General features: G+C 55.7%; 9 protein-coding genes. All 9 read right to left on the reverse strand.

All coding sequences use genetic code 11. The features are described 5' to 3' along the window. Positions 1-56: 56 nt before the first annotated feature. On the reverse strand, positions 57-4034 hold the full coding sequence (locus D5400_RS06130; RefSeq protein WP_126008658.1) for a rhamnan synthesis F family protein: 3978 nt from the start codon (positions 4032-4034) through the stop codon (positions 57-59). Further along, the gene (locus tag D5400_RS06135; RefSeq protein ID WP_126008660.1) at positions 4031-5527 is read right to left on the reverse strand and encodes a hypothetical protein; all 1497 of its coding nucleotides are present in this window, start codon (positions 5525-5527) and stop codon (positions 4031-4033) included. Before D5400_RS06135 ends, D5400_RS06130 begins: the two co-directional genes overlap by 4 nt. 47 nt (positions 5528-5574) lie before the next feature. After that, positions 5575-5898 carry a hypothetical protein gene (locus D5400_RS06140; protein ID WP_205665522.1) on the reverse strand — a complete coding sequence of 108 codons (324 nt, stop codon included), beginning with the start codon at positions 5896-5898 and terminating at the stop codon, positions 5575-5577. 31 nt (positions 5899-5929) lie between these two features. Beyond that, a complete protein-coding gene (locus D5400_RS06145) occupies positions 5930-6664 on the reverse strand; it encodes an ABC transporter permease (protein WP_126008664.1) in 735 nt (244 codons plus the stop codon). 111 nt (positions 6665-6775) lie between these two features. Next, on the reverse strand, positions 6776-9586 hold the full coding sequence (locus tag D5400_RS06150) for a rhamnan synthesis F family protein (protein ID WP_126008666.1): 2811 nt from the start codon (positions 9584-9586) through the stop codon (positions 6776-6778). Between the two features lie 12 nt (positions 9587-9598). Further along, positions 9599-10516: an NAD-dependent epimerase/dehydratase family protein gene (locus tag D5400_RS06155; protein WP_126008668.1), complete on the reverse strand. Its 918-nt coding sequence runs from the start codon at positions 10514-10516 to the stop codon at positions 9599-9601. A 51-nt stretch (positions 10517-10567) separates the two neighbouring features. Further along, positions 10568-11620 (reverse strand): dTDP-glucose 4,6-dehydratase, encoded by a 1053-nt coding sequence (gene rfbB / locus D5400_RS06160; protein ID WP_126008670.1) that lies wholly within the window; start codon positions 11618-11620, stop codon positions 10568-10570. Between the two features lie 101 nt (positions 11621-11721). Next, the gene (gene rfbC, locus D5400_RS06165) at positions 11722-12273 is read right to left on the reverse strand and encodes a dTDP-4-dehydrorhamnose 3,5-epimerase (protein WP_126008672.1); all 552 of its coding nucleotides are present in this window, start codon (positions 12271-12273) and stop codon (positions 11722-11724) included. Next, positions 12270-13148: a glucose-1-phosphate thymidylyltransferase RfbA gene (rfbA, locus tag D5400_RS06170; RefSeq protein WP_126008673.1), complete on the reverse strand. Its 879-nt coding sequence runs from the start codon at positions 13146-13148 to the stop codon at positions 12270-12272. The genes rfbC and rfbA overlap by 4 nt, the downstream gene beginning before the upstream one ends. Between the last annotated feature and the right edge of the window lie 65 nt (positions 13149-13213).

Genomic DNA, 13213 nt, shown 5'->3' on the forward strand with positions numbered 1-13213 from the left:
TCATTGCCCGACATCGCAATTTTATGACTTCGGGGCGGCAGCTAGATTTTCGTAGGCTAGATGACGTCTAGCTGCCTAAACTCTCGGAGTGGATCGTTTTGAAATAGGTGAACCACTTCCTGCATGTAATGAGGATAGCGAGTGTTCATCACACTACGACCGGCAAGCTTCCATTTCATCACATCTGTCCCGAAGCTCGTGCTACCTGCATGGCCTATGAAAACATTTGTAGCTGCCCCGACGAAATAGCCGGCGGCGCGAAGGCGCATACTGAAGTCGTTGTCCTCTCCTTGGCCAATTCCAAAGCTCAGCTCATCGTAAAGTCCGACGCAGTTTAAAGCGTTGCGGCGTATGTATGTGCAAAATCCATGGGCAACAGGCATCTCAACGAAAAACGGCGCTCTGCTCTTCACCTTGTTGTCGCGTGCGACAACCCAATGCAAGGGTTCATTCGATAGCTCACTCCCATCTGGGAATGGTATGCTGTAAATTGTTGCATTGTTTGACAAAGGGACGACCGCGGCGACTTTAGGATGGCAATATGCAGCATCTTGCAGACGCACAGCCCAGTCTGTGCAGGGAACGGTATCGCTATTTAGCAGAATGATGTCATCGTCGCTCGCATACAGCATGCCAGAATTAACTGTGCCGCTGAAGCCAACATTTTCGCGATTTTCTAAGTAAGTGAAACCGAAGTTTTTTTCATAGTAAAGACATAGATCTTTCAGGCGCAAGTCCGGCCCGCGGTCCCATACAGTTATGACGCGATAGCTGTTTTCTGGCTGATGCTTCAACAATTGCTCAAAGCACAGCTGAGTGCCTTCATAGTCACCGTAAATCGGCAACACGACGCTAATGCGAGGGCGTACATCACGCGTAAGGCGGCGTGGATCTATGGGGATGGCGGCGCGTCCACGGCTAGACACATCATCAAAAATTTCTTTACTGAGATCGCGATCCCCCTTTAGCTGGTCTGATAAGAAGCCAGTTTTCATTCGTTGAATTCGACCGCTCAAAAGACTTGCCAGCTGGTCGACATGATGACGCGTGGGTACTGTTTTATCTATTCCAATCAAATGATTATCAAAAAGACTGGCAATTTGGTGTCGATTGATGTTTTTTGGATAAGGGTCTTTGTAATCACTCCATATATATTGTCTTAGTGCAGCCAAAAAATGCGCCTCATCAACAATATGCTCACCAACATCCTTACCATTTAGCTCTGATAGGCCCAATGTCAGCAGCGGTTTCTCTTTGAGAAGGCAGATCGAACTGGCTGTTGTTGAGATTGTTATACATATATCGGCATTCTCGATAAGCTCATCGAGAGAGCTCTCACGTGCGATAAGAACAAACTCGGCGGACTGAGCTGTCTGTGAGGGGTGAGGGCGGAGAACAAGAAGCGCATCGGGAAACTTTGATGATACAATTCGACGGATATTGCTGAATGCATCGTCGGAGTTGTTGAACCAATTTACTCTCAGAGGATCCGGGGTAGGGCCGGTTACACCGGCTCCTGCGTCATTCCCGCCAATGACGAGTATCACAGGCCGGCGTTGATCTCGTGCCCGCCGGATAATGGCCAGATCAGACGTCTCCTTTTTCTGAAAAGCGGCGTAAGCTGCATTGGCTTGCTGAGAGCCGTACCATTCTTTGATTTGTGCAAAGCGGCTTTCGGTATGCTGTTCATCGCTGCTCTGAGCAGACACATGTTCGATTAGTCGAGCCCGGCTGGCCGTACCAAACTGGCCAATCGGGTCAATGCTGAATGTCCCCGGAAAGTGGCCCCGCTCGATGATCTGATATTCGATACCGAGCTCTTCGCACAAATATATGAAAAGGCGGCTTTTCGGCGCGGTATTGCCCCAGATGAGGAACATTTTGACGCGGTGACGCACGAGTGCGTCTCGCCAGAACGCATAGACTCTCTGTATGCGCGAAAAGCATGCCTCCAGCTGGTCGCCTTCCGGGTAGTCCGTCTTCAGAAAGATTGCTTCAGAGCGGACCAGAAGCTGCAGCATTTTATCCGGCAAACCATCACATTCCGGCGCCGGAGCGTCGACGGGGATGTGGGAAGGCAGATGCAACATCGCGCGTTCAAGCAGAACGTTCGGGCAGGATCGCGTATGCAGGTATTCAACCGGCGGACCACCGGCCACGACGCAGGCGCTGGTTAATCCTTGCATGCCGAGTTCATGCTGGAGATTTGCCAGGCCCTCGTGCAAGGGCTCCAGGTTGCCCATCCAGCAGTTGATGATGATATCGATCGCGCCGTGCAGAGCCGTGTCCGCATCGGGAAAGAGGCTATGGGTGTTCGCCGCCTGAGAAATAGTGGCAATGCCCTTCGACGCGTTGACAGCGCGAGGAGCCGACAACGACTTGAGATAACTGACGAGAAGACGCCCCACATCTTCGCCGGGCTTCATCCTTAGGCTGTCTTCGGATGGGTGAGAGAGAAGTGCAGGCTCTAAGTTCCAGTCGCTACCGTCGAGCAGCGCGAAAGTCCCGCCGAGGATCGAAGTGATAAGACTGAAAACGCGTTCAACCGCATGAGCCATCTGGCCATTGCGCGTGACTGTTTCCTCGTTGAAGGAGGCTTGATGGATTGTGTCTGCAATCACGCCCGCCAATTGCGCGTCGATCCAGAAGCAGGTCCCAGCGAAAAAGGCCCAGTCGCGGCCAAGCGATCCTTTGCCCAACCCAATCCTGTCCAAGAGCTGAACCAGTCGATCAGCGCTGCCCAGCTCAAAGTCCTGCCCGTTCAGCCAGAACTCGCGCGGACCCGCCATGAGAATCCGGGAATTCGATCGGAACAGTTCAACGACGTCCTGCACGCGCTGTGGCGTGGCGGCGAGCGCATCGAACATCACGCGTCGCCACGTGTCAGGGTATTTGTTGCCCTTCTTGGAGTGCACCTTGCAGAAGAAGCGATAGTTGCGAGGCTTTACTCGGCGAACGGTTTCGAGAAAGGCGGCGACGTCTTGTCCGCGGTTCGGAACCTGGAAGATGTCGCGTGCCCGCGGGAACATCTCGGCGATACGGACGGGATCATGATCCGGTGAGCCTTCCGGAACGCTGATGATGATGTCGACATCTTCCGGAAAGTTCGCGACGAACCGCTGGAGATCGGGCACCGTGTCGAGATGATAGAGATGGATGAGGACGGCATAATCCTTGTTGCCGGTCGGCGCTTCGGCGTTGCGTCCACCCAGTCGAGCAGCGCCGGGCCACCAGGTGGGATGGCCATGGATCTCATAATGCAACAAGGGCAGGAGAGGTGACTGGCTCGCGTCCGGTGCTGCCTTGAGGTATCCCGCGGTATCGAACCACGGGCCGGGGTTGCGCTCCAACTCGTTGCCGATGCGCAGGTAGTGTTCCAGAGGGGAGAGGCCGGTCAGGGCGACTTCGCCGTAGGTCGTCTCGTACCAGTTCTCGGAAAAGAACGGGCTTGAACGTAGCAGGATCGCTTGATCGACGCTGCCTAGCGGAACTTCGGAGCCATTGACCTCAATTTCAGAGCGCAGACAAACCGCAGCCGCGTGCATCAACGGGCCAAGCGCCGCAGCCAAATCGAAGAGGATGCCGGTATTTCGGCCGCCGTTTGGGACCCGGTGGGCGGTTCCACCAATGCAGATCGACACGTCGAGCCCGAGATCGAGCTGTGGCAGTTCACCATCGAAATGGCGGAGAAGATCGAGAGCGCCCCGAGGGTGAAACGTCCTCATGTCGAACTTGAAGCCGGTATTTGCCGGGCTGGTTACTCCCAAGAGCTTGTCGATGTCACCGCGCGGTTTATCGCTTGTGGTGCTGGCGATGTGAAAGCCATGCACAAACAAATCAAGCGTCAACGTCTCGTGCGGATTATCCCTGCAAAAGAGCCAGCCGTGGAGTTTGCCATCCTGGGACATGCCGTCGAAGTGGCCGCGCCACTTGGAGCCACCCTCAAGATTGGCAAGACCGCTGGTTACATGGACCATAATGATCGCTTCCGTCTTTCGAATCAGCTTGGGAGGACTGATGAGGTTGCCCTTCAACGCTTCGTCTTAAATGGGAGGCGCCGTGCCATCATGCGAAATGGGCGTGTCAGACGCCAAGAGAGGGTGGAGCGGGCTTCCGCCAGTTTGACTTCGGCCGAGGCCGCCCGTGCTCCCAATGTCGCGAGCTGGTGCTGGACGTTGTTCAGCTGCTGACGCACGGCATCTCGATCCGCTGCAATCTGCGATCGATCCAGTTCGACTGCGGCTGCGTTTTCCACCAGTGCGGCAAGATGGCGATGTGCCTCATCGCGCTCCGCGGCAATCCTCGCGCGATCCAGTTCGACCGCAGCGGCGTTTTCCGCTAATGCCGCTAGATGCTGATGAGCTTCATCGCGCTCATGGCTGATGGTTGCAAGGTCTTCCGCATGTTGGGCCGAGCGCGCGGTCGCCTCGTCCTGATAACGAAGGATGACTGTCTGGATCTTGGCGAGTTCAGCGTCCCGACGCTCGGTCGCTGCCCTCAGCTGAGCGTTCTCTTCGCTTCGTTTCTTCACTTCGACTTCAAGCTCAGCAAGTCTCTGCTGTGCTGCGGCGAGGGCAGTGCGGGCTTCGCTCAATTCATTCCAAACGTCGTCACGTTCCGCTTTGCTTTGGGCGAGCATGCTCGTGTGACGATGGACTTCGGCCGCCAGACCATCGCGCTCTGTCGTCAAAGCTTCGATCTGGTTCTGTTGCGCTACAGTGCTTTCTCTGAGTTCCAAGAGTTGTTGTTCTACGCGTTGAACCTCATCATCTCCTTGCGGGCGCAAGGCGGATAGCTCGGCGATCCGAGCGAGAGCCCCGTCGCGCTCCTCCTTGAGGCGAACGATGACGTTATGTCGTTCATTGCTTTTGGCGCGCACCGCCTCGATCTCAGTTCGGATCGCATCACGCTCGCCGCGTGCCTCATCCCTTTCAAGGAGCAGCGCCCGCACCTTCGGGGAGACCGCGCCGCTGAATGCTGCAGCACTCTCGTCGAATGATGCCTTGATGACGTCCAACCTCTGGTGATCGTTTAGGTCTTCGCCCTTTGACGCCCATCGCTCAAGGATCGTGTACACTTCATCGATCCAGTTCGTGAGAAGTGCATGAGAAGCGACGGCCGAAGCCGCAGCCTTGTTGTGTCTCAGTTCTGGCCGGATGATGTCGTTCAGGTCCTTGGCGTTGGACGCCGCGAGCTTCGGCCAGGCCAAATCAAATTGACGCGAGATTTTCTCCGCGACAGCGGGCCAGTCGTTAAGAACCGCATCATAACTGGTGAAGGTGCGCCGCTGACCGCGGCTTCCAGCTTCAGCGTCCAGAACGTAACGCAGCCAGACCAGCTTCGAATAATCAAGGTCCAATCCGTTCCGATTATGCAGCGATGCCGCAACCTCGCTTGGTTCGCGATGTGTATGAACGAACAGCGGTTCGACATCGAGATCGTCAAGGGCATCCACCCACAGCGGAACCAGCCTGCACGTCCGCGGATCCTTGGCGACGAAAAGCGCCGAACTTCCGAACTCGGACATCGCCACCTCTTTCAAGGCTGCTCGATACTCGTGAGCTTTCGGCGATTTCATCCAACCTGGGGGAAGGGTCTGTAGTCGTCCCACGTGAGCCCTGCGCTCGCAAGAACCTTGTCCTGGAGCATATAGATCGGTCGGGACTCAAAGTGACCGAGTTCGTTGTTGGCAGTTGGGCCAAGCAAGTTCGCTGGTCCGTCTCCACCAAGCCGCATCATCAACCCGGCCAAAGCGGACGTGCCCGAGCGGTGCATGCCAAGGACCACCAGTGCCTTCCGAGCACGAGCGGCGCTACGGTTCCGCGAATCGCCGCTCGAATCGAGCGGGCGCTTTTTCTTGATTTTCATCGCTTTTCCTCTGCGCTGGGCATCGATCACGGGAGGTACTTTCCAGGCTTTGTAGGAAGCCCTAATACACCAATGTCCGCGAATAGCGCTCCACGAGCAGTCCAAGAAGAAGCGTAATTGCGCCACATGCGATCAGGTATCCCTTGTCGAGAACCTGGGTGGGATAATCCAGATAATAGGCCGACCGCAACCATTCGACGCCGTGCAATACGGGGTTCCAAGCGAGGACCTCGATCACTGGGGCGGGCAGTGATGAAGCAACAAAAAGCGTCCCCGAAAGAATATAAACGAGGATGGTGGCGAGCATGTATGCCATCGCGACTGCCGGTACAATGGCTGCAGCCAAGCTCATCAAGAAGCCAACGCCTATTGCCAGTACGAGGGTGGCTGCAAGGGCTGCTACGGCGTTTGGTACATCAATCGGCAATGCCGGTTGCCCCATGAGAGCAAAGATCAAGACGACGAGCACTGCCATCAGGCATGATCCGAAAACTTCTAACACTGCGCGTCCGAAAATGATGTCGGTCACGCGGATCGCCGGAAACGATAGCATTGGTCTGTTGGCCTGGATCGAAACCACCATCATCCGAGATACATACATGAAGGCCAATGTCGGGACCAAGCCGGTACCAAAAAAAAGCATTAGGCTGTCGCCGTACGGTGCTGAGCGTCCCAACACGCTGTAGATCAGCAACAAGATCATCATGTGTCCGAGCGGAAAGAAGATGACGATCAAAAATCCAAGACCGTGATCGAAAAAGCGCGTACGCATATCACGCAGCATCACTGCCTTCATGACATTGCCCTTACGACGGGCTGCGGTCAGGAAAGACGTACGACTTGGCACAGCGGTTTCCTCTTCGAAGGCATTCGAGCATCAGTCACTGAAGCAGCACGATGATCTCGGCTACCTGGTTAAGCCTCTGCCATGAATGGCTTTCACGCTGTATCCGGCATCTTCCACGATAACCGGAGTGAGGCGTTCTAGCGCGTGTAGGATTGTCCCATCATAAGCTACCGGTTCTTCTGGAAAATCGGACAATTCAAATTCGGCACCGAAAAGTCTACTCAGCGCTTTCGTTCTGGCGAAGAACATGTTTCCGACTGGAAATTCAATAAACTCCGGGACCGACGACAACCCGACGCGCGGCGCAATCCGAGTGGCAACGTCAAAATTATCGGTCCATCCGACGGATTGAGGATCCTCGGGATAAATGAGCCCTAATTCTGGGTTTCGATCGAACGCTGCTAAAATTTGGTCCAAGGATTTATATCGGCCTCCCAGCAACGTTTCGAGTAGAAAGTCGCGCCAGACTGAGACCGTATCTTCTGCGATGTCCATGCTCTTCTTGCTATGGATGTGCCCGATCACTTCGAAATCAGACATGCGGTCTTTGAACCCACACAGGAATGGACCGATGTCCCGGCCCTTATTCGGAACAACCCGAATTTCTACAGAACCCGAATAATTTGAGAACGCCTCAGCTGCGACCGACGTATTGATCGTTTCGGTGACGGTGATTAGCAAGGTCGGGCGCGAACGATTGAGGGAGATGCGTCGGCAGATTTCCAGAGCTTGGTCCGGATAATGAAGATGAATATGCAGGGCCACATCCGCGTCCCTCAAGGGAACAGCCGGTTTGTCGCTCTGCTTAAGCTGCACGACATCACGGACCCATGGCCCAGATGGTCGACCTGCTCGCAAGAAGTGCGCATAAGCGTTCTCATATGGCAGCTTTGCAAGCGAAGGATGGGACGCGGCATAGTGAGCTGGATAAAAGCCGGGTATTGGCCGGCGTTCTATGCCATTCGACGTTCTGTTTACGGATGCAGCGCACAGCCGGACATAGTTGGACACGACGTCTTTCTGATCAGGATCGTCCTGGATACCGAGCATGTCGAAATCGACACCGCCATGCTTTAATATCGTCTCGACATCTGTTCGCTCTTGTCGGCTAATGGCCACGGCTTGCTCAAGCAGGTTTTGAAGGTTGTCGACATAGTCGACCATGTTGAATTGCTTGGAGGCCAGCCGCTTCAGATGCTCGCTGGTCTTTCGGCTTCTCTTCTCGTTCGACTGCAGTTCAATGAGAGCCGCAGCCGCTGCCTCGATGTCCAGATATGGAACGACGAGCGATGAAAGCAACTCATCGGACTCCAGGTATTCGGAGACGCCATTGGCGTCTTTGAATGAGACCAACGGCAGTCCTTCAGCGATTGCATCGATCGCAACGTTCGGAAACGGATCCAGCCGCGAACTAAGAAGCATCGCATCTGCCGTTCTATACAGTTTCAATAACGCCTCAGCATCCATTGCGGGCATCAGAGAAACGACATCATCGAGACCACTGCGTTCGATTTGATCCTTCAACCAAGCGGAGTAGCCAAGATCGCGCACTGGATCATAGCCCTCTCCAACCCACACAAAAGCGACATTGGTTTCGGGGTTTAGTCGCTTATAGGCTGCCGCTGTGGCGATGAACAGATCAACACCTTTCCGGTACTGGACGTATCCGCAGCCGATGCAAACAAAATCAGCCTTGTCGAATTCAACTGAGGGCTTAGCGGCGACAGTATTGTCCGAGACTGTTGCTCCTACGTTAGGAATTACGCAGCGGCCTTGTGGTCGAACCACCGAATGTCGGAAATGGCCGGTGATGCCAGCTTCTAGTGCTGACTTCTGGGTCAGGGATGACGAAAAGACCACTCTCTGCGAGCTTGCTAGCACAGTCGCAAGGGTGAGCGGTTGCACATAAGTCGCGAATTCATGAATGAGCGACACGATGGGGACATTGGCAACTGAAAGCGCCGCCACGATTGCGGCCGTTTCGACGCTGTTTGCGAGAGCAGCGGTTACGTTGAATTCCGAGACCAGCGGCTGAATAAGCTTTGCCGCTAGCAACTCCGAACTCATTCTGCCGATGTTCACATCGCCGACAACAATCTTAACCGCGAAATCGCCAGCATAGCGAAGCAGCGGGCCATCTCTCAAAGAGATGAGGACGACGTTGTGCGTTCGAGCAAATTGCTCAAGTAGGTTTATCCCGAGAATGGGGGCGCCCGTGAACGATCCCTCGTGAATAACCAAAGCGACTGTTTTTTTGGAACTATCGTAAACGCGCTTTCCGGGCCGAAAACACGAGCCGAAATCGTAGTGACCAATTCGGCCCTCCTTTCTGCCATGAAGCAAATAATGATAGAAAAGGGCGCCGTAATTTTTCAGATCGGAATAGGAGCGGTAAACAACAGGGTCGAAATTGGGGTTTGGCCTAAAGCCTCGCGATTCACCCTTTGCCAGATAATGACGTACGGCTTGTTCAGCGTTTTTGAAACGCTCGCCACTTTGCCCTGCGTAATAGTCGACGTCGAATTCCCCTGAATCGATGATTACTCTTTTGATGCTTTTAGCAACGCCGTCAGTGGAACTGATTGGTGACTTAGCCGCCCGTCCCTCTTTGTGCCCATACCGGACATAATGGACGAAAAGGGGTAGCGACCAACCACTCAGATCGGGGTTGGCAGTAAGATAGTATCTGGGATCAAAACCGGGATTGGCGCTAAGGCCTCGGCGTTCGCCCGATTCGATATAATGATATATGGCTGTATACAGGCTAAGATGTCTTTTGCCAGACTGCTTCCGATAATGGTCTAAATCAAACAGTTTGCTATTCTTAATTTCGATCAGAGACCGAATAGTGTCTTTATGAGAGAGTCTCATTACATTGTCCAATCATCTGGTTTTTTTGGCCTGAATGGCTCTGGCAAATGCTCGAACACTACTTTCTGGATCAGCGCTTGGTTTCCACTGCAACAAATCTGAGGCGCGCTGAACATCAAGAATGCTGGCTTGTATGTCAAAAGGCCTTGCGTCCAGATACTTGACGTTGGCCTTCAAGCCAATTTCTTCTTCAAATATTGCAATTAGTCGATTTAAGGATAATCCAATACCTGCGCCTATGTTAAAGACAGAGGGCCTTCGGACGGATGCGCCTTCTTGCAGCATAATTTTAGTGAGCGCTATGGATACATCACGAGCCGGAATGTAGTCGCGCAGATTTTCTCCATCACCCCAAATTGTAATGGGTTCACCTTTTGCGATTTTCTTTGCAAAGATGGGGATGACGCCCTGAAGGCGTGCGGCGGACTGCCCCTCTCCAAATGGGTTGCTAACACGGGCGATGCGTATATCGGCTCCAAGATGCGAATAGTAATCAGCATATTGCTCGGCGGACGATTTTCCCAACCCGTAGGCACCGATCGGATTGAGGGGACATGTTTCCGGCGTCGGAGTAATTGCCGCATTGCCATACACAGTTCCACCAGATGAGACGAAAACGATCGGGATCTTTTGTGATCGAGCGAACTGAAAGAGGGCGACTGTGCCCGCTACGTTTGTAGCAATGTCTTGATAGGGATTTGCTTCCGCAACAGCGGGTGTGGTCGACCAAGCGAGGTGAAATATTCCATCGGCTCCCGTCGCTGCCAGGTTCGACAGAGTGGTCAAATCGCCAAGATCGAAATGCACCATCGTTTGATGCGCGACAGAGTGCCGACCGGCTCTAATCACCTCATGACCACTATGATCGAGGTGTAAGGCCAGATCTGAACCCAAAAAGCCAGTCGAGCCGGTCACAATGTATCGCGCCATCGGATCAGCCTATGTCTGAAGGCGTTCGGTCATTTCCCCCAATCAGCACTCTCATGCGTATTGCTTCTCCAGCCAGTTCTTGTAGGCGCCGGATGTGACGCGGTCGACCCAGCCCTGGTTGGCGAGGTACCAGTCGACGGTGCGGGCGATGCCGGTGTCGAAGGTCTCGGCGGGCTGCCAGTTCAGTTCGGTCGCGATCTTGGTGGCGTCGATGGCGTAACGCTTGTCGTGGCCGGGCCGGTCGCGGACATGGGTGATCTGGCTGGCGTAACTCTGGCCGTCTGAGCGTGGGCGGCGTTCGTCGAGCAGCGCGCAGATGGTGCGCACCACCTCGATATTGGTCTTCTCGTTGAAGCCGCCGATATTGTACTTCTCGCCGAGCCGACCGGCTTCGAGCACGCGGCGGATCGCCGAGCAGTGGTCGCCGACATAGAGCCAATCGCGGATCTGCGTGCCGTCGCCATAGATGGGCAGGGGCTCGCCCTTGAGCGCCCGGTGGATGACGAGCGGGATCAGCTTTTCGGGGAAGTGATAAGGCCCGTAATTGTTGGAGCAGTTGGTGATGATCACCGGCAGCCCGTAAGTGTGGTGATAGGCGCGGGCAAAATGATCCGCCGCCGCCTTGGAGGCCGAATAGGGGCTGTTCGGCTCGTAAGTGTTGGTCTCCGAAAACGCCGGCGCATCGCGATCGAGCGAACCGTAGACCTCGTCGGTCGACACATGGATGAAGCGGCGTCCGTCTGAGGCAGCATTCGGTCCCCAGGCGTGGCGGGCGGCTTCGAGCAGGCGGAAGGTGCCGGTGACATTGGTGTCGAGGAAGGCTTCGGGGCCATGGATCGAGCGATCCACATGGCTTTCGGCGGCGAAATGGACGACGGCGCGGATATCGTCGGAGGCGAAGATTCTCTTCAGCGCGTCTGCGTCGCAGATATCGGCCTGGACGAAGCGGTGCGCCGGGTTGCCTTCGAGCGAGGCCAGATTGTCCATGTTGCCGGCATAGGTGAGTTTGTCGAGATTGATGACAGGCTCGTCGCTGGCCTTCAGCCAGTCGAGGACGAAATTGCTGCCGATGAAGCCGGCACCGCCGGTGACGAGAATGGTCATGGAAAAAGCTGTCCTGTCGTCTGTTCTTGCGCCGCTACATCGTTCAACCGGGTGAGGCAACCATCACGAGCGTATTGCAACCCGCTTCCTGAGAGTGCCGCTTATTCAAAATGCTTCGCGTCCTTCAGGGGCGGAGCCTTGCCATCCTTCTCCGACACCTGGATGACGGCCGGATCGAGATGCCAGTCGATGCCAAGCTCCGGATCGTTCCAGGCGATCGCACCCTCGCATTCCGGCGCATAGGTGTCGGTCGTCTTGTAGAGAAACTCGGCATGGTCGGAAAGTGTGACGAAACCATGGGCAAAGCCCGCCGGGATCCACAGCTGCCGCTTGTTCTCGGCCGAGAGCACCGCCCCCACATGCTGGCCGAAGGTCGGCGAGGAGCGGCGGATATCGACGGCGACGTCATAGACCTCGCCGGAGACGACGCGCACGAGCTTGCCCTGCGCATGCGGCGGCAGCTGGTAGTGCAACCCGCGCAAGACGCCACGCGACGAGCGGGAGTGGTTGTCCTGAACGAAGGTGACGTCGGCACCGGTGCCCTCGCGGAACCGTGCCGCGTTGAAGCTCTCCATGAAGAAGCCGCGCTCGTCGCCGAAGACCTTCGGCTCGATCAGGAAGACGCCGGAAAGCGCAAGCTCCTCGAACATCATGCCAGAACCCGATCGCTCAAGAGCTGGATCAGGTAACGGCCGTAATTGTTCTTGGCGAGCGGAGCGGCAAGCGCCTTCAGCGTATCCGCATCGATCCAGCCGGAGCGGTAGGCGATCTCCTCGGGGCAGGCGATCTTCAGGCCCTGGCGATGCTCCAGCGTGGCGATGAAGTTGCCGGCATCGAGCAGGCTGTCATGGGTGCCGGTGTCGAGCCAGGCATAGCCGCGCCCCATGATCTCGACGTTCAGCAGGCCCTCGTCGAGATATTGCTGGTTGAGATCGGTGATCTCCAACTCGCCCCGGTGCGAGGGCTTCACCTGGCGTGCTCGATCGACGACGGAACCATCATAGAAATAGAGCCCGGTGACCGCATAATTCGACTTCGGTTGCTTCGGCTTCTCCTCCAGGCTCAGCACCTTGCCGTCCTGGTCGAACTCGACGACGCCGTACCGCTCCGGGTCCTGGACGTGATAGGCAAAGACGCTGGCGCCCTTCTCGCGCGAGGCCGCATTGTCGAGCAGTCTGCGCAGATCCTCGCCATGGAAGATGTTGTCGCCGAGCACCAGCGCGCATGGCGAACCATCGAGGAACTCAGCCCCGATCAGGAACGCCTGCGCCAGGCCGTCGGGCGACGGCTGCACGGCATAGGAGAAGCTGATGCCCCAGCGCGAGCCATCGCCCAGCATCTGCTCGAAGCGCGGCGTGTCCTCCGGCGTCGAGATGATCAAAATGTCCCGGATGCCCGCATGCATCAGCGTCGAGATCGGATAATAGATCATCGGCTTGTCGTAGACTGGCAGCAGTTGCTTGGAGACTGCGCTTGTCACCGGATAAAGCCGCGTTCCGCTGCCGCCTGCGAGTATGATGCCTTTCATGACGCGCCCTTTTTTGCTGTCGATGCCGCGTGTCGATGATCACGCGAATTAGACGTTGGCAGTAA

This window comes from Georhizobium profundi (assembly GCF_003952725.1).
Classification (GTDB): domain Bacteria; phylum Pseudomonadota; class Alphaproteobacteria; order Rhizobiales; family Rhizobiaceae; genus Georhizobium; species Georhizobium profundi.